14 protein-coding genes are annotated in these 16,867 nt (G+C 70.2%); 1 reads left to right on the top strand and 13 read right to left on the bottom strand.

All coding sequences use genetic code 11. The features are described 5' to 3' along the window. Window positions 1-57 precede the first annotated feature (57 nt). Window positions 58-1,368, bottom strand: a complete 1,311-nt coding sequence (locus DEU36_RS09675) for an ABC transporter substrate-binding protein (protein ID WP_120263955.1) — start codon at window positions 1,366-1,368, stop codon at window positions 58-60. Window positions 1,369-1,440: 72 nt separating this feature from the next. Next, window positions 1,441-3,300, bottom strand: coding sequence for a glycoside hydrolase family 2 protein (locus DEU36_RS09670; RefSeq protein ID WP_259455297.1), 1,860 nt, complete (start codon window positions 3,298-3,300; stop codon window positions 1,441-1,443). A gap of 159 nt (window positions 3,301-3,459) precedes the next feature. Between DEU36_RS09670 and DEU36_RS09665 the strand changes: the two genes are divergently transcribed. Further along, window positions 3,460-4,452 (top strand): LacI family DNA-binding transcriptional regulator, encoded by a 993-nt coding sequence (locus DEU36_RS09665; RefSeq protein WP_120263953.1) that lies wholly within the window; start codon window positions 3,460-3,462, stop codon window positions 4,450-4,452. Window positions 4,453-4,533: 81 nt separating this feature from the next. Here the strand turns inward: DEU36_RS09665 and DEU36_RS09660 are convergent, their stop codons facing one another. From DEU36_RS09660 to DEU36_RS09610, 11 genes are all read right to left on the bottom strand, one after another. Beyond that, window positions 4,534-5,385 carry a CoA ester lyase gene (locus DEU36_RS09660; RefSeq protein WP_120263952.1) on the bottom strand — a complete coding sequence of 284 codons (852 nt, stop codon included), beginning with the start codon at window positions 5,383-5,385 and terminating at the stop codon, window positions 4,534-4,536. Beyond that, the gene (locus DEU36_RS09655) at window positions 5,382-6,569 is read right to left on the bottom strand and encodes a CaiB/BaiF CoA-transferase family protein (protein WP_183045336.1); all 1,188 of its coding nucleotides are present in this window, start codon (window positions 6,567-6,569) and stop codon (window positions 5,382-5,384) included. Before DEU36_RS09655 ends, DEU36_RS09660 begins: the two co-directional genes overlap by 4 nt. Next, window positions 6,566-8,512 carry an SUMF1/EgtB/PvdO family nonheme iron enzyme gene (locus DEU36_RS09650; protein WP_120263951.1) on the bottom strand — a complete coding sequence of 649 codons (1,947 nt, stop codon included), beginning with the start codon at window positions 8,510-8,512 and terminating at the stop codon, window positions 6,566-6,568. The genes DEU36_RS09655 and DEU36_RS09650 overlap by 4 nt, the downstream gene beginning before the upstream one ends. Next, window positions 8,509-9,441 (bottom strand): ribokinase, encoded by a 933-nt coding sequence (locus DEU36_RS09645; protein ID WP_120263950.1) that lies wholly within the window; start codon window positions 9,439-9,441, stop codon window positions 8,509-8,511. Before DEU36_RS09645 ends, DEU36_RS09650 begins: the two co-directional genes overlap by 4 nt. Further along, window positions 9,438-10,811, bottom strand: a complete 1,374-nt coding sequence (locus DEU36_RS09640; RefSeq protein ID WP_120263949.1) for an ADP-ribosylglycohydrolase family protein — start codon at window positions 10,809-10,811, stop codon at window positions 9,438-9,440. Before DEU36_RS09640 ends, DEU36_RS09645 begins: the two co-directional genes overlap by 4 nt. Next, the gene (locus DEU36_RS09635; RefSeq protein WP_120263948.1) at window positions 10,808-11,977 is read right to left on the bottom strand and encodes an ADP-ribosylglycohydrolase family protein; all 1,170 of its coding nucleotides are present in this window, start codon (window positions 11,975-11,977) and stop codon (window positions 10,808-10,810) included. Before DEU36_RS09635 ends, DEU36_RS09640 begins: the two co-directional genes overlap by 4 nt. A 66-nt stretch (window positions 11,978-12,043) precedes the next feature. Beyond that, a complete protein-coding gene (locus DEU36_RS09630; protein WP_120263947.1) occupies window positions 12,044-13,333 on the bottom strand; it encodes an ABC transporter substrate-binding protein in 1,290 nt (429 codons plus the stop codon). Between the two features lie 43 nt (window positions 13,334-13,376). Then, window positions 13,377-14,216 (bottom strand): carbohydrate ABC transporter permease, encoded by an 840-nt coding sequence (locus DEU36_RS09625; protein ID WP_220118278.1) that lies wholly within the window; start codon window positions 14,214-14,216, stop codon window positions 13,377-13,379. Then, the gene (locus DEU36_RS09620; protein ID WP_120263946.1) at window positions 14,213-15,157 is read right to left on the bottom strand and encodes a carbohydrate ABC transporter permease; all 945 of its coding nucleotides are present in this window, start codon (window positions 15,155-15,157) and stop codon (window positions 14,213-14,215) included. The genes DEU36_RS09625 and DEU36_RS09620 overlap by 4 nt, the downstream gene beginning before the upstream one ends. Next, window positions 15,154-16,203 carry a LacI family DNA-binding transcriptional regulator gene (locus DEU36_RS09615; protein ID WP_120263945.1) on the bottom strand — a complete coding sequence of 350 codons (1,050 nt, stop codon included), beginning with the start codon at window positions 16,201-16,203 and terminating at the stop codon, window positions 15,154-15,156. Before DEU36_RS09615 ends, DEU36_RS09620 begins: the two co-directional genes overlap by 4 nt. Window positions 16,204-16,404: 201 nt before the next feature. After that, window positions 16,405-16,851 (bottom strand): TMEM175 family protein, encoded by a 447-nt coding sequence (locus DEU36_RS09610; RefSeq protein WP_259455356.1) that lies wholly within the window; start codon window positions 16,849-16,851, stop codon window positions 16,405-16,407. Between the last annotated feature and the right edge of the window lie 16 nt (window positions 16,852-16,867).

The following is a 16,867-nucleotide window of genomic DNA, read 5'->3' as shown; positions in this document are numbered from 1 at the left end:
TGTTCCTTTCTCCTGCGGACCGGCGCCTCGGCCGTGCGGCAGGGTCGTGCGGAGCGGTCAGGAGCCGAGTACCAGCGAGATCTCGGAGAAGAGCTCCTGCGCCAACTGCTTCGTCGTCAGATCGCCGTATCGCAGCTGCTCGTGCAGCTCTCCCCACTTGGCCTCGATGGTGCCGTAGCCCGCGGGCAGGATCGGATAGCTGGCGGTCAGCTCATCGTCGATGGACGCCAGGTAGTCGAGGTTGACGGTGTCGGCCGCGGTCTGGTCGATCGCCTCGCGCCCGGCTTCGGTGGGCGGGGTGCCGAGCGAGGTGCCGAAGATCTCGGCGACCTCGGGAGATGTGGTGAGGAAGTCCACGAACGCGGCGGCAGCCTGCTTCTGGTCGGAGTTCTTCGCCACGCTCAGCAGCATGCTCGGCTTGGGCGCGAGCACGTGCTCGTCCTGGCCCTTCTCGAGCGGCGGCTGCACCATGCCGATGTTCTCGGTGCCGGCATCCGTCATTCCCTGCAGCACCGTCGTCGAGAAGTTGAACCAGATCGCGGTCTCGCCGGCGAGGAAGCCACCGCTGGGTGAGAGCGCGACACTGCGCTCGACGGGGTAGAAGTCGCCGTCCTCGCGAAGGTCGGCGGCGCCGTCGAGATATTCGATCACATCGTTCTCGTCGAACGCAGGCGAGCCGTCCTCTTCGAAGACCGGGCTGCCGTCCTGCATGAGGTGGTAGATGAAGTTCGGAAGGCCGCCCGTGTAGTCCTCTGCCCCGTAGATCCGGGGTTCGGATGACGCGCCTGCCGCGTTGACCTCGAGGACGAAGTCGTTGAACTCGTCCCAGGTCATGTCGTCGGTCGGATAGTCGATGCCGAACGAGTCGAGGATGTCCTTGTTGTACATCATCGACCAGGCGTTCGTCCCCAGCGGGACCCCGACGAGTTGGTCGTCGACGGTGCCGGATCCCAGCACCTGGTCGTTGATGCCCTCGAGCGGCAGCAGTGAGTCGCGGTAGGGCGAGAGGTCGGCGAGCAGACCCTTGCTGGCGTATTCGCCGAGATAGCCGGCATCCATCATCACCACGTCGGGAAGCGACTTTCCTGCCGCCTCGGTGTTACGAGCGGTCCAGTAGTCGCCCCAGGCGTTGAAGTTCCGCACGACCTCGACGTTCGGGTACTGCTCGTTGAAGAGCGCCACGACCTCTTCGAAGCGAGCGGCGCGGTCTTCGTTCCCCCACCACGAGAAGCTGATCTTGGCTGCGGTCTCGTCGTCGAAGGTGATGTCCTCGGGAGCGGCGTTCGAACCGCTGCCGGCGCCGCAACCGGCGAGCAGAAGGGCGGCGGCTCCGACGAGAGCGAACGATGCGGGCAGTCTCTTCAACATGTTTTCTCCTCATTGAGCGGGCATGAGCCCGGGTTAGGTGTGGGATGTGGCCGGCCGGACGCCGGCGGACGTTCAGCCGGTCTCGGCTCCTCGGATGAGGGAGCGAATGGTCTGGATGGGCAGCTTGGGCTCGCGCGATTCGGTGAGCAGGCCGTTTCGCTCCTGCATGGTGTCGGTGAGCTGGGTCCAGCACCAACCGGCGAGCCCGTCGGGTCGGCCGCCGGTGCCTCTCGTGCCCGACTGCACCGCGCGGAGGATGTCCGCGACCATCCGGCCGTACTCCTCTGCGCCGCGCGCCTCGGAGTAGCCCCAGGAGTCGTCCGGGCTCGCATCGGCCGCCCACTTCACGCCGCCGAACTCGGTGAGCATGATCGGCTGCCCACTGTCCGTCGTACCCGGCAGACGCACGCGGCGACCGGCTGGGCCGATGCCCGAGACGAGGTCGTGCAGCACCTGGTCGTCCACGTCGTAACGGCGGGCGAGGACGCCGCCGTCGGCTTCGTAGTCGTGCAGGGTCCACAGGTCGGAGGTGCCGAGCTCCCACCCGTCGTTGGAGATGACGGGCCTGGTGGGGTCGAGCGCTTTGGTCAGGTGGAACAGCGCTTCGGCGAAGGCCCGCTGATCGGCGCGCGAGGCGATGTGCTGCACACCCCAGCTCTCGTTGAGCGGCACCCACGTGATGATGCTGGGGTGCGCCCGGTCGCGAAGCACCGCCTCCGTCCATTCCGCGGTCGTCCGCTGCACGGCCTGTTCGTCGAACGTGTACGTCGCCGCCATCTCGCCCCAGACGAGCAGTCCGAGCCGGTCCGCCCAGTACAGGAAGCGGTCGTCCTCGACCTTCTGGTGCACGCGCACCGAATTGAAGCCGAGCTCGGCGATCAGCTCGGCCTCGCGTCGCAGGGCGTCGGGTGAGGGCGCGGCGAGGTGCGACTCGGGCCAGTACCCCTGGCTGAGAACCGACCGCAGCGTCACGGGCCGGTCGTTCAGCAGCAGGGCGCCCCGGTTCCAGGCCACGCTGCGCAGGCCCAGATAGCTCGCCACGGCGTCGGTTCGTCCGCCGTCGTCGGTCAGGTCGATCCAGGCGTCGAGGAGGGTGGGCCGGTCGGGGCTCCAGAGGAGTCGCTCGTAGTTCTGACCGTTGCGCTGTCCGTCGAGGGGGATCGTCAGCGTCGCTCGCGTGCCGCTCGTCCGCATCGTCGCGGCGGCGAGCTCCCGACCCTCGTGCGCGATGCGAACGCTCGCGATCGCGTGTCCGGGCCGGCTGAGCCGGAGTTCGAGGGTCACCGTTCCGTCGGTGAGGTCGCTGGTCCAGTTGAGCCCGGTGATGTGCTGCGGCGCGACGGACTCGAGCCACACCGATTGCCAGATCCCGGTCGTGCGGTGGTACCAGATCGAGTGGGGCTGCTCTTCCCAGTCCTGCTTCCCCCGAGGCTGCGCGAGGTCGTGCGGGTCGTCCTCGGCGCGCACGACGATGACGTGCTCCCGCGCGTCGCCGTCGAGCGCGTCCGTGATGTCGAGGGCGAACGGGGTGTGCCCGCCCTCGTGCTCGCCGACCAGCTGACCGTCGATCCAGACGGCGGCCCGGTAGTCGACGGCACCGAAGCGCAGGATCGCACGCTGGCTCGGCTGATGACCGGCGGCGGCGAGGTCGGCTTCGGACAGAGTCCTGCGGTACCAGACGATCGGGTGGAAGCCCGTCTCGCCGACGCCCGAGGCCGGCGACTCCGGCGGGAACGGAACGAGGATGCTGCTGCGCAGCTCACGGCCGTCGAACCACCGGTCGGCGACACCGCGATCGTCGTCATCGTGAGCGAACCCCCACATCCCGTCGAGAAGAAGGAACGAGTTACGCACGAGCTGCGGGCGCGGCCGCGCCGGTTCCAGCGCGCTCGCACGCGTCGTGTCGGGCTCTCGACCGGCATCCTGCTCCACTGCGATGACTCCCTCTGCCGGCTCCGATGCCGGCCTCGTCGTGGATCCGCCCGAAGCGGATCGGTGGAAACCGCTTTCCGTTCCACGTTGAACTAAACAGTAGTTCCACGCTGAACTAGAGTCAACAGCGACCCTCGGAACCATCTGACAGGAGCCCGTATGACCCGCGTCACACTCGCCGACGTCGCCGCCCGCGTCGGCGTGAGCGCGAAGTCCGTCTCCAACGTCGTCAACGGGACGGGGTGGGTGGGCGACGAGATGCGGCAGCGCATCCTCGCGGCGATCGACGAGCTCGGGTACCGGCCCAACCTCGCCGCACGCCAGCTGCGGAACGGGCGCAGCGGACTGATCGCGCTGGTGCTCCCCGATCTGCGTGAGCCCTACTTCGCCGAGTTCGCGTCCCAGTTCGTATCCACAGCGCAGACTCGCGCGCTCACCGTTCTCATCGCGCAGACGGGCGGCGCCCGACCGGCGGAGCTGGCGATGATGGCCGGGGAGGGCTTCCCCGCGCTCGACGGGATCGTGATGAGTCCGCTCGCCCTCACTCCCGACGATGTGCGCGACCGGCCGAGCGGCCCTCCGCTCGTACTGATCGGCGAGCAGGCGGAGGAGCTCCTGAATCCGTCCGTGCATCACGTCGGCATCGACAACGTCTCGGCGGCGGCAGCGGCCACCACGCACCTCATCGAGCAGGGGCGATGTCGCATCGCCGCGGTAGGCGTGCAGGAAGCCGGCCCCACCGCCACCTCCCGGCTGCGATTCGAAGGGTACCGGCGAGCGCTGACCGCAGCGGGCATCGCCGACGACCCGGCGCTGTACGCCTCGGTCGCCCAGTTCAATCGCGCCGAAGGATCGACCGCCGTCGCACGCCTCATCGCGAGCGGCACCGACTTCGACGCGCTGTTCTGCTTCAGCGACAGCCTCGCCCTCGGCGCGCTGTACACCCTCGGCACCCACGGCGTCTCCGTGCCGGATCGCGTGCAGGTCATGGGCTTCGACGACATCGAGGAGGGGCGCTTCCACATCCCGGGGTTCTCGACCGTCGACCACGGCGTCGAAGAGGCGGCGGCATCCATCCTCGACATCCTGAGCGACCCCGCCCGCCAGACCGGCGTGCACCACCAGGTGCCGTACCGCCTCATCACCCGCTGATCCCGCCAGCGGCGAGGTGGCGAGGGTGCGCATCCGCACGGTCCGAAGCGGCCCGCACCGTGCAGATGCGCGCTCTCGGCGTCAGCGAGACGGAGAGCCGGCGTCGAGGATGCGGTGGGCAGCCCTGACCATGGCGATGTCGACGAAGGTGCCGTCCTCCAGCACGAACGCGCCCGTGCCGTCCGCGGACGCAGTACGCACCCGGTCGACGATGCGCTGTGCCCGCTCAACCTCGTCGGAGGTGGGGGTGAAGGCCCGCCGGATCACCTCGATCTGCCGCGGATGGATGGCGGTGCGCCCCGCGTAGCCGAGCGCGCGGCCGGCGCGACAGCTCGCCTCCAGGCCCGCGAGGTCGGCGACGTCCGCCCAGACCGCCATGAGCGGAAGCGGCAGCCCCGCCGCAGCCGCGGCGTTCACGACCCGCGCGCGCGACCACGCGAGTCCGGGCTCGCCGTCCCGCCCCGCCGGCACACCGATCTCCGCTCGCAGATCGGCCTCGCCGACCGCGAGCGATGCGACCCCGGCCTGCGCGATCTCGAACGCCCGCTCGATCGACAGGGCCGACTCGAGCAGCGCGTGGACCTCGCGCCCCGGTGCCGCGGCGCGGACCGCCGCGACGTCATCCGCCGACTCGGTCTTGGGAAGACGGATGCCGAAGGCCGCGGGCAGATCCGCGACAGCGGCGACATCCTCGTCGTGCATCTGCGCACCCCGAGCGTTCACCCGTACCTGCACCACGGGGGCAGAAGCCCCGCGCGACGTCCACGCCTCGGCGAAGTCGGCGAGCGCCGCCCGCGCCGCGGCCTTGCGCGAGGGCGCCACGGCGTCTTCGAGGTCGACGATGACGGCGTCGGCTCCGGCATCCAGCGCTTTCGCGAAGCGTTCCAGGCGGTCGGCGGGCGCGTACAGCGCGACCATGATCGCGCGTGTCATGCGATCGATCCTTCCGCGCGCATGCGGGCGATGTCATCGGCTGTGTAACCGAGCGTCGCCAGCACCTCGGCGGTATCGGCACCGTGGGCGCGGCCGGTGAACGCGATGGTCGACTCGTCACGCGACATCCGGAAAAGCGGTCCCTGCATGGCCATGTCGCCGAGGTCGGGATCGTGGATGCGGTGAACCGTGCCCAACGCCTGGAACTGCGGGTCCGCGACGATGTCCGACGGGTCGTATACCGGGGCGACGGCGGCCTGTGCGGCCTCGAACGCCTCGACGACCTCGTCGCGCGTGCGTCCGGCGATCCAGCTGCCGACAGCCTCGTCGAGCTCGTCGGCGTGCTGCGCCCGGCTCGATCCGCTCGCGAACCACGACTCGGCGGCGAGGTCGGGACGGCCCACGAGGGTCATGACCCGCTCCGCGATCGACTGTGCGCTCGTCGACACGGCGACCCACGAGCCGTCGGCCGTGCGGTACGTGTTGCGGGGCGCGTTGTTCGCCGATCGATTTCCGGTGCGGGGTTGCACGGTCGCGAGCTGATCCCAGCGCGTGATCTGCGGGCCGAGCATCGCGAGGATGGGCTCGATGATCGCCACATCGACCACCTGCCCGCGCCCGTCTCGCTCGCGGGCGTGCAGAGCGGTCATGATCGCGTAGGCGGTGGCGAGCGAGGCGATGCCGTCGGCGAGTCCGAACGGGGGAAGGGTCGGCGGGCCGTCGGGCTCGCCCGTCGCGGCGGCGAACCCGCTCATCGCCTCGGCGAGCGTGCCGAAGCCCGGACGGCTGCGGTACGGGCCGATCTGACCGAACCCGGTGACGCGGGCGAGCACGAGCCCGGGATTCTCCGCCGACAGCTCGTCGTAACCGAGCCCCCAACGCTCGAGGGTTCCGGGGCGGAAGTTCTCGACGACGACGTCCGCGGTGCGGGCGAGGCGCAGGAACGCTTCCCGCCCGTCGGTCGTGTGCAGGTCGATCGCGACGGTCCGCTTGTTGCGGCCGAGCGTCTTCCACCAGAGGTTCTGCCCGTCCTTGCTCGGCCCGTGACCACGCGCGGGATCCGGGCGGGTCGGATGCTCGACCTTGACGAGCTCGGCCCCCATGTCTCCGAGGTGCATCGCGGCCATGGGACCTGCGAACAGCGTCGAGGCGTCGATGACGCGCAGTCCGTCGAGCGGGGTCACGGGCGTTCCTCCCAGCAGACGCGGAATCCGATCGAGGGCGACGCGTCCTGGCCGAGGCCGGGCAACAGCAGCTTGAGCGCGAACTCCGGCCGCTGCACACCGCCGTCGACGTACCAGTCCGACCCCTCGCTGCGGTGCGCGCTGCCGCCCTTGAGCATGACGAAGCGGGTGCGGCCGTCGGAATGCTCCGACTCCGTCCAGTTCCACACCTCCGGCTGGCGCCGCCGGAACGACGGGTCGGATGCTGCGAGCTGCCACTCGTCTTCGGTGGGAAGGCGCCCACCCGCCCAGGCGGCGTACTCCCGAGCCCGTGCGAACGTCATGCCCGTCGCGGGGCGCTCGGCGTCACGGGCATCCGTGTGCTCGCCGATCGCAGCGAGGAACCGCGCGTACTCGGCCTCGGTCACCTCGGACGCCCCGACCCTCACCGGATGCCGCACCTCGGCGACTCGTTCGAGCGTCCGCTGATCGTGCAGGCGCGGCGGCAGCGGCTTCCACTCGTCGACGTACGGTGCTCCGTCGTACATCCCGGTCTCGCGCGCACGGAATCGCACCGTGAGCACGTGCGACCCGGGAGCCACCGTCACCGTCGGCTCCTCCTCGCGCGCGCCGGTGTCGCGCACCGGCCCCGTCCAGGCCGGAGCAGTGAGGCGCCGAGCGCGGCGATGCGGGAACGAGGCGTCCGCCACGGGAGGCTCGTCGCGCAGCGTGGCTTTCACCTCAGCCACGACCGCAGGCACGGCGGCATCCGCGGCCAATCGCACCACGGCGGCGACGCCGCCGGAAGGCACCGTCACCGACGAGACCTGATCGCCGGGCTCGTGCAGCGGCACCCACCGGCCCCGCGTCTCGAGTCCGAAGTCGACGTCGGTCCCCGACGTGTTGACGAGGCACAGCAGGGTCACGCCGTCGAGCTCGAACGCCGACCCGAAGACCGGTGCGTCGTGCACCGCCAGCGGCGTCCACTCCCCCTCGACGAGCCAGCGGTGCATCCCGCGCTGCACGGGCAGCATGCGCCGCAGGGTCGCCGCGTCACGGTCGTTCCAGCCGACCCAGACGCCGAAGACGACCTCCCACACCATCACGCCGACGCCGTTGAGCCACGCCGACCGCAGCTCTTCGGCATGGTCGCGGTGCCATCGTCGGATGTGGTGCTGCATGTGTCGGCGCTCGAACCAGCGGGCGCGCAGCACACCGGGCACGTCCGAGTCGGCGAACCACTGCGCCCACGACAGGGTGTGGTCGGCGATCCGCTCGGTCGCGAGCTTCGACTCGCCTTCGAGCCCGATGCCCGGGCGGGCGGCATCGAGCGCCGCGACGAGGTCGGGATCGGCCTTGCGGAGCGTATCGAGGAAGACCCCGTCGGCACCGAGGCGCCGCACCGTGGCGGCGAGCTCGACGGCGTCATCTCCCGAGCGCCGCGTGCCGACATCCCACGGGTTGTAGTCGACGAAGACGGCCGCACCGGCGGCGCGCAGAGTCTCGGCGGCTTCGACGAGACCCGGCACGGCGTAGAAGTCCCACTGGTTGCGGTCGTCGATGCCGATGACGGGATAGGCGTGCCACAGCACGATCCCGTCGAGGCCGCCGAACCGCCGCCGCGCGTCGGCGAGGAAGCGCTCGGGGGTGAAGCGCTGCTCGTCGAAGTCGAAGAACAGCTCGTCCCAGAGCCAAACCTGGGCGACGGTGAAGCACCGGCTCGCCCACGCCGACTCCGGCTGGTCGTAGCGGGTCGGCGCACCGTGACGTTCGCGCGCGCCCTCGCGCCACGCCGTCAGCTGTGCGCGCCACGCCTCGACGTCGGCGGGATCGGTCGGCGCGACGAAGATCTTCGCGTCGTCGAGGACGACGGCCGCGTCTCCCGACCGGACGTCGACGCCGAGGGGCACCGGCGTCGGGCGGTCGATCTCACGGGGGACGAGGGGGTCGAATCCACCGCTCACGGCTGACTCTCCTTTCGCAGGGCGGCGACCTCGTCGACGGTGGGCACGGCGTCCTGCGCGCCCGGGCGCGTGACGGCCAGAGCGGATGCCGCGGCCCCGGCCCGCGCGGCATCGACGAGCAGATCCAGGTCGACAGCGTCGGGGCGGCGCCCGGAGGCGGTGAGCGCCGCAGCCAGCACGCCGCAGAAGGTATCGCCGGCGCCCGTCGTGTCGACCGGCGTCACGACATGCGCCGGAACCTCGGCGCGCTCGGCACCGCAGACGACGAGGCTTCCGCGCGCGCCCAGTGTGACGACGAGTCCGGGCACCGCACGCGCGAGCGCGGTGACCGCCTCGTCGAGATCGTCGATGCCCGCCGCCTCGAGGGCCTCGTGCTCGTTCACGACCAGCACGTCGGTGGCCGCGAGCAGTGCGTCGCGGGCGGACGCGAAGGGCGCGGACGGCGCGGCGTTCAGCACATGCCAGGCACCCTCGCGCCGGGCCGCTGCGGCGTCGCGGACCAGAGCCACCGGGATCTCGAGCTGCGTGAGCAGAACCGACGCCGACGCGACGACGGCCCGCTGCACGTCGGTGAGGACGTCGCGGGCGGCGTTCGCACCGGCGGCGACGACGATCGCGTTCTCCCCCGATGCGTCGACCGAGATGAGCGCCGTTCCGGTCACCTCGTCGACCTGCGCGACCCCCGAGACGTCGATCTCGTCGGATGCAAGCGCCGAACGCAGGGTCTCGCCCGCGGCATCCGTTCCCACTGCCCCGACGAAAGCGACCGCAGCTCCACCGGCACGGCGGGCGGCGACGGCCTGATTGGCGCCCTTGCCTCCGCCCGTGCGGACGAGCGACGACGCCAGCAGCGTCTCGCCGGGAGCAGGGATGCGGGCGACGCGGGCAACGATGTCCTGGTTGATGCTGCCGACGACGACGACGCTCACGAGGTCCCCTCCGCGAGGGCGGTCGTCCGCTCGGCGAGCTCGCGGATCGACCGCTCGGGACCGCCGGGCATCGAGGTTGCGATGCTGTCGCGCAGCGGCTCGGTCCAGGCGCGCCCGATGCCGTCCGGACCGACCAGGCCGCCCACGACGGACCCGACCGTGGCCCCGACCGAGTCGGTGTCCCAGCCGCCCGCGACGGCGAGCGCGACGGCGGCGCCGAAGTCATGACCGTGCGCCTGCAGCGCGCACGCGGTGAGCGCGGCGTTGTTCAGGGTGTGCACCCAGTGCATCCCCTCATACTCGGCGTGCAGGACGTCGAGCGCACCGGCAGCCGTGAGCTCGCCCGCGCCGAGCGCGCGACCGGTCTCGCGCCCGAGCCGTACGGCCGCGGCAAGGCGCGAGTCCGGCGGCACGACGGTGTCTGCGGCATCCAGCACATCGTCCATCGAGTCCGCGACGAGGGATGCCGCGCAGAGGGCGGCCGCCCACATGGCGCCGTACAGGCCGTTGCGGGTGTGGCTGAGTCGCGCATCGATCCATGCGGAGCGCGCCGCGGCCCGTACGTCGCCGGGGTGCGCCCACCCGTGCACGTCGGCTCGGATGAGGGCGCCGATCCACTCGCGAAACGGGTTGCGGTGCGTCGCGGTCTCGGGCACCGGGTGTGCGTCGAGGATGTTGCGGTACGCGGCACGTTCCGCTGTGAACACGCGCCCCGCCGGCAGCGCGGCGAGCCAGGCCTCGGCGACGTGATCGGTCGTCAGCGCGGAGCCGTGCTTCTCGAGCAGGTCGAGGGCGAGGATCGGGAAGTTCAGGTCGTCGTCCTCGGGCATCCCGGCGATGTTCTCGACGAGCGAGGTCGGCGCGGACCGGCGGTTCCATGGCCAGCGCTCGGCGACATCAGTAGGAAGACCGCGCGCGGTGAAATAGCCGCCGATCGGCCAGTTTCCGGTGGCGCGAGCGATCTGCTCGATTCCCGCGCGGGGGATCTTCTCGACGGGCTTGCCGAGCAGGCATCCGGCCGACCGCCCGAGCCACGCGCCGTGCACGCGGTCGAACACGGCGCCGCCGGCGTCACCGGTCAGCGCGGACGACTCCGGAAGGAGCGCTGCGATCTCATCCCACCCGTCGGGCTCATCCGCGCTCGGGCGCTGCAGCGACTGCAGCTCGTCGAGCACGCGACGCGCCTCCGCCCGCAGCTCGGGTGAGGCCGGCGTCGCGCTGGCTCCGGAGGGAGCGAGCGCCGTCGCCCCGCCCGCCTCGGCCCATCGGTGCTCGATCGACGACAGCTCGGCGTCGGGCACACCCTGCTCGCGCAGCGCGGCGAACTCGGCCGGCACGAGGTCTTCGGGCTGAGCCCAGGTCAGTCTCACGCGTCGGCCCCCACCGACAGCAACGACGACAGCGACTCCGCACGGGCGGCGGCACGCTCGGCATCAGCGCGGGCGACATCGCGCACGACCTCCACCATCGTCGTCACGACGCCGTCGAGATCGAGGCGGCTCGCGGTCACGACCTCGCTCAGCCACTCCTCGGGAACGGCGGCGCTGCCGTGCAGCCCGCCGCAGATCGCACCCGCCATCGTGGCGATCGAGTCGGCGTCACGGCCGTAGTTGACGGCATCCAGCACGGCGGCACGCAGGTCGCCGTCGTGAGCGACGACGAAGCCGAGCGCGACGGGAAGCTCTTCGATGGCCTTCGTCCGCGAGGGAAGACGCGCATCCATCGCCGGCGACCGGTACGCCTCGCCCACCGTGTCGAAAGGCCTGACCGCCTCGCGGACGACGCGACCGAGCTCGCGCGGGTCGTCCGATCCGCCGGCGGCACGGAAGGCGTCGACGGCATCGAACACGGCACGGATGGCGGCGGCGGTGCCGTCATGCGCGACGTCCAGGACCGCGTTTCGAACGTCGTCGACCGTCGCTCCGGGAGTGGCGGATGCCGCGACCGCGGCGGCGAACACACCGGCCGCTTCGCGACCGTACGACCACTGGTGGGCGCCGGCGATATCGATCGCTTCAGCGTAGGCGCCGCGCGGATCGCCGATGTGCACGAGGCCGACGGGGGCCATGTACATCGTCGCGCCGCAGTTGACGACGTTGCCGACGCCCGCCTCGCGGGGGTCGGCGTGCCCGTAGTGCAGCTTCATGACGAGCCACTTCTCGGCGAGGAACACGCGCTGCAGGATGAGCGCCTCGTCTTCGAGCTCGGGGATCCAGCGGCGCTCGCCCATCATGAGGGGCACGAGATCGCTCGCGATGTCGTACGCGTCGAGGTGCCGGCGCTGCTTGGCGTACACCTCGATGAGGGCGTGGGTCATGAGGGTGTCGTCTGTGACGTGCCCATCGCCCTTGTGGTACGGCGCGATGGGGCGAGCCGTGCGCCAGTCGGGCAGGAAGGGACCGACGATCCCCTCGACACGTCCACCGTGCCGCTCTTCGATCTGCTCGGGGGTCCAGCCCTCCGTCGCACCGCCGAGCGCATCGCCCACGGCGGCTCCCGCCAGTACTGCTGCCACCCGATCGTGCAACACGTCCATTACGTCCCTCTCTTCGTTCGAGCGTGTGGGCGGGGGCGGATCGGATCGACCCGCCCCCGCGAGTCGTCAACCGGCGACGTCGGCCCAGCCGTCACTGAGCTGCGCGGCGAGCTGGTCGCGGTCGATCTGGTTCGCCAGGTACTGCTGGAACGCCGGCGTCGCGATCGTGTCCTTCCACTCGGTGTACTTCGACACCTTCAGGAACGGCGGGCCGACCAGGCCCTCACCCGACGCGAGCACCTGCTTCCAGGCGGCGTCGTCACCGGCGAGCTCGGCGACCTGCGTGCGTGCGGCACCCGACGAGGGGATGAGCGCGTCGGCGTAGGCGATCTTCGCGAGGTTCTCGCCGTCCATGAAGAAGTTCAGGAACTGCGCCGACTCCTCCACGTGCTCCGAGTCGATGTTCACCGAGTAGGTCTGCGGGTTCGCGGCCTGGACGGCGCCGGCCGATCCCTCGAGCGGCGGAAGCGCGACCCAGTTGAGACCCTCGGGAGCATCCGCGGCGATGTTCGTCGCCTGGAACGAGCCCTGCACGGTCAGCGCGACCTTGCCGCCGTAGAACGACGGAAGCACGTCCGATCCCGACTGGGTGAGCGAGGTCGGGTCGATCGATCGGTCGGTGTAGGCCATCTCGTGGATGCGCTCGGGAACGGCGAGCTCGTCGTCGCCGACCTCGATCGTCACGTCGTCGCCCTCGCCGTCGAAGTAGCCGCCGTCGAAGCCCATCGACAGGCTCATCATCGTGGCGGTCGGAGAACCGAGACCCCAGCCCAGGCCGTAGTGGTCGGCCGTGGTCGTCGCTCGCGCGATCTCCTGGAGCTGATCCCACGTCATCGTGTCGCCCGTCGGCACCTCGACACCGGCCTCGGCCAGCAGATCGGCGTTCGCGAACGCCATATACGACTGCAGGGTCGAGGGGTAGGCGACGATCTGACCGTCGTGGGTCACCGACTCCCAGATGCCGTCGGAGATGTCCGACTTCAGCTCGGGATCGATGAGGTCGGTCAGGTCGGCGAGGTAGCCGTCGGCCGCGAACGACACGATCGAGCTCGCCTCGAAGTGGATGATGTCGGGCGCGGTGCCGCCCGAGAACTGGGTGATCAGCTTGTCGTAGGCGCCGTCCCAGCCGGCCTGGATGATCTTGACCTGGACGTCGTCGTGCTCGGCGTTCCAGGCGTCGACGATCTCGCTGATGGCCGCTTGTGTCGCAGGCTGGTCCGAGAGCGACTGGAACTGGAGGGTGACGACGTCGCCGTCTCCCCCGCTGTTGTTCGCGCTGCCCTGCTGGCATCCTGCGAGCGCGACGGCTGCGATGCCCACGAATGCGACGGCGCCGATGCCGCGGATTCTTCTCATGGTGTGGCCTTTCTGGTTTTCGGGTTTCGTCGTCACGGGGAGGTCAGCCCTTGACGGCACCGGCGAGCATGCCGCCGGTGAGCTTCTTCTGCAGGATCCCGAAGATGATGAGCGACGGGATCGTGGCGAGGATGGCGCCGGCGGCCAGCGGCCCCAGCTGGGTCTGCCCTTCGGCCCCGAGGAACGAGCGCAGCGCGATCGGCAGCGTGTACAGCTCCGGGCTCTGGATGAGCACGAGCGCGAGGAAGAACTCGTTCCAGGCCGAGACGAAGGTGAACATCGCCGTCGCGACCAGGCCCGGCACCAGCAGCGGCAGGATCACGGTGCGGAGGATGGTGAAGCGGCCGGCGCCGTCCATCTCGGCCGCTTCTTCGAGCTCCGGCGGGATCGCCGCGACGTATCCCTGCAGCATCCAGAGCGTGAACGGCATCGTGAAGGTGACGTAGACGAGGATGAGGCCGAAAAGGGTGTCGTTCAGCTGCAGGCTCCGCAGCACGAGGAACAGCGGGATGATGATGAGGATCGTCGGGAACACCTGGCTGACGAGGATCCAGACCGTGCCGGCCGCTCGCAGCCGCCCCTTCAGCCGGGCGAGCGCGTAGGCCATGGGCATCGACAGGAGCACCGCGACGATCATCGTGACGATCGAGACGAGTACCGAGTTGCCGGCCGCGGTGATCAGGTTCTGTCGCTCGAGCGCGGCGATGTAGTTGCCGAAGTCCCACTGCTGCGGGATGAGGTTCACCGCGAGCGAGTTCAGCTCACGCGTCGACTTGAACGACGCCGACAGCAGCCACAGCAGCGGAAAGCCGAGGAAGATCAGGTATCCCGCGAGGGCCAGGTACATCAGGACGGTCGCGTACAGGGGGCGCTTGGTGGTCACTTTCCTGCCCCCTTGTTCTGACGGAACTGATTGATCAGGTACAGCGAGAGGATCACCAGGATCGCGACGACGAGGACGTTGCCCATCGCCGAGGCATATCCGATCTCGCGGTTGCGGAACGCCTCGAGGTAGGTGAACAGCGGCGGGATCATGGTGCGGCCGCCCGGGCCACCCTCGGTCAGCACGTAGATGAGGCCGAACGAGTTGAACTGCCAGATGAAGTCGAGCGCCGTGACCGCGATGATCACCGGGCGCAGGGCGGGCAGTGTGACGTGCCAGAACCGGCGCCCGGCTCCGGCGCCGTCGACGGCGGCGGCCTCGTGCTGCTCTGGTGCGATCGACTGCATGCCGGCCAACAGCAGCACGGTCGTCTGCGGGATGCCGGCCCAGACGCCGACGACGATGACGGCGGGCAGGGCGGTCGAGAAGTCGCCCAGCCAGTTGACGCCCGGGATGCCGAGCCAGCCGAGAACGCCGTTGAGCGGGCCCGAGTTGGGGTTGTAGATCATGCGCCAGACGATCGCGATGACCACGGGCGGCATCGCCCACGGGATCAGCGCGAGCACGCGCGTCAGGCCTTTGAGTCGCAGGTTGCTGTTGAGCAGCAGAGCGAGCCCCATCGCACTCACCAGGGTGAGGAAGGCGACCGACCCGGCCCACACGATGCCGATGCCGAACGACTGCCAGAATCGACGGTCTCCGGCGAGCTCGATGAAGTTGTCGAGCCCGATGAACGAGACCTCGGCGTTGCGCGCGAGGGTGGCGTCGGTGAACCCGAGGAGCACTCCGCTGACGAGCGGGATGACTGAGAAGATGATGATCGGCAGCAGGGCGGGGGCGACGAGCGCGATCGCCTCTTTGCGCTGGGCGCGGGCGCGCGGTCCGATCTGCCGGACGCGGGGCGGGCGCGAGGACGTCTTCGTCTCTGCGAGCGTGGTCATCCGTGTGCCTTCTCTTCATCGATGGGCTCGGGGCGGCGGAGCGCCGCGGGGACGGATGCCGACGTCGATCCGCGCACGACCAGCGCGGGCGGAACCGTGACGGTGCGGGCCGGCCGGGTGTCGTCGGCGATCCGTGCGAGAAGCATCTCGGCGGCGGCACGGCCGCGCTCCTTGGCGCCGAGGTCGACGCTCGTGAGCCCGGGGCGGACGACCTCGGCGAGCTCGGTGTTGTCGAGGCCGGTGACGGCGAGGTCGACGGGAACGCGCAGGCCGAGGTCCTCGGCGGCGCGGAGGACCCCGACGCCGATCAGGTCGTTCGCCGCGACCACGGCCGTCGGACGGTCGGGCCGGTCGAGAAGCGGCAGCGCCGCGTCGTAGCCGGCTGCGATCGTGAAGTCGGCGGCGTCAACGTGCCGCGTCCGCAGGTCGTCGTACTGGCCCACCGCCGCGATGAAACCGTCGCGGCGCATGACGCCGGGGGTGGTGTCGGTCGGGCCGTTGACGAACGCGATGTCACGGCGACCCTCGTCGACGAGGTGGTCGACGACGAGGCGCATCGCGGTCGGCGAGTCGGCACGCACGGTGTCGAACTCGGCGGAGGCCGGCAGCCGTCCGAGGACGACGAACGGGATCGGCGCCGCGGCGAGCGCCGTGAGCAGCTCATCGGTGACGCGCAGCGGCGACAGGATGAGCCCGTCGACGTATCCGCGACCGAGGTCGCGGACGACATCCACAGAAGATGACGATGTGCCGGTCGATGACAGCAGCAGGCGGTAGCCGGATGCCGAGACCACCTGCTCGACCGCTGCCATCATCTCGACGTACACCGGGTTGCCGATGTCGGCGACGGCGAAGCCCAGCTGCAGCGTGCGACCCCGCTTGAGCGATTGCGCCGTGGCATCGGCCACGTAGCCGAGCTCGCGTGCCGCGTCGCGTACCTTCGCCGCGGTCTCCGGACTCGCGACGAGCCCGTTCAGCGCACGCGACGCGCTCGCGACGGAGACGCCGGCGCGGGCGGCGACCTGCGTGATCGTGACGCGGACCATGGCTCTCCCTCGAGCGGTTGTAAACGTTTCCAACGCTGGACGTTGTAAACGTTCTCACCCCCGCCCGCCCCCTGTCAACCCCCCGGTCTCCGCCTGCCCCCTCCCTCTCGCCGCCGCGAGAGCGCACATCCGCACGGTCATCGGGGGTCCGCACCGTGCGGATGCGCACCCTCGCGTCCGGTGGCGACCGGAAGGGCGGGGTCAGCGCAGCATCCGGGCCATCAGCTTCTGCGCCGTGCCGGTGAGGAACATGACGAACAGTCCGAGGTAGCCGACCGCGGGGAAGACGAGCGCGATCGCCAGCGCCACCAGGAACAGCACGATCATCGACAGATCGATCGACATCCCGAGCCGCAGGTCGTCCCGGGATGCGCCGTGCAGGTCAGGATGCCGTGCCAGGTAGATCCGCGTGACGAGCAGCATCCCGCTCGTGGTGACGAGTGTGCCGATGTAGAGCACCTTCTGCAGCGCATCGTCGGCGACCTGGCCGGTGAGCGCGGTGACCACCGGCATCCAGACGATCGTGAGCATCCACGCGACCATGATCCACATGAGCGCCGGGGTGATGCGCTTCACCGACACGAAGAGCCGGTGGTGCAGCATCCAGAACATCGCGATGAGCACGAAGCTGATGAGGAAGCTCTGCAGCGGGGCTTCTCCCCAC

The organism is Microbacterium sp. AG238, assembly GCF_003610405.1.
In the GTDB taxonomy this organism is placed as follows: Bacteria; Actinomycetota; Actinomycetes; order Actinomycetales; family Microbacteriaceae; genus Microbacterium.
The sequence above is the reverse complement of the archived record's forward strand: the minus strand, read 5'-3'. Positions and strand labels throughout refer to the sequence as shown.

Bases quoted from the DNA above. Each gene is read 5' to 3' on its own strand.
- DEU36_RS09675 (WP_120263955.1), bottom strand. From the start codon at position 1,368: ATGTTGAAGAGACTGCCCGCATCGTTCGCTCTCGTCGGAGCCGCCGCC.
- DEU36_RS09665 (WP_120263953.1), top strand. From the start codon at position 3,460: ATGACCCGCGTCACACTCGCCGACGTCGCCGCCCGCGTCGGCGTGAGC.
- DEU36_RS09660 (WP_120263952.1), bottom strand. From the start codon at position 5,385: ATGACACGCGCGATCATGGTCGCGCTGTACGCGCCCGCCGACCGCCTG.
- DEU36_RS09635 (WP_120263948.1), bottom strand. From the start codon at position 11,977: ATGGACGTGTTGCACGATCGGGTGGCAGCAGTACTGGCGGGAGCCGCC.
- DEU36_RS09630 (WP_120263947.1), bottom strand. From the start codon at position 13,333: ATGAGAAGAATCCGCGGCATCGGCGCCGTCGCATTCGTGGGCATCGCA.
- DEU36_RS09620 (WP_120263946.1), bottom strand. From the start codon at position 15,157: ATGACCACGCTCGCAGAGACGAAGACGTCCTCGCGCCCGCCCCGCGTC.
- DEU36_RS09615 (WP_120263945.1), bottom strand. From the start codon at position 16,203: ATGGTCCGCGTCACGATCACGCAGGTCGCCGCCCGCGCCGGCGTCTCC.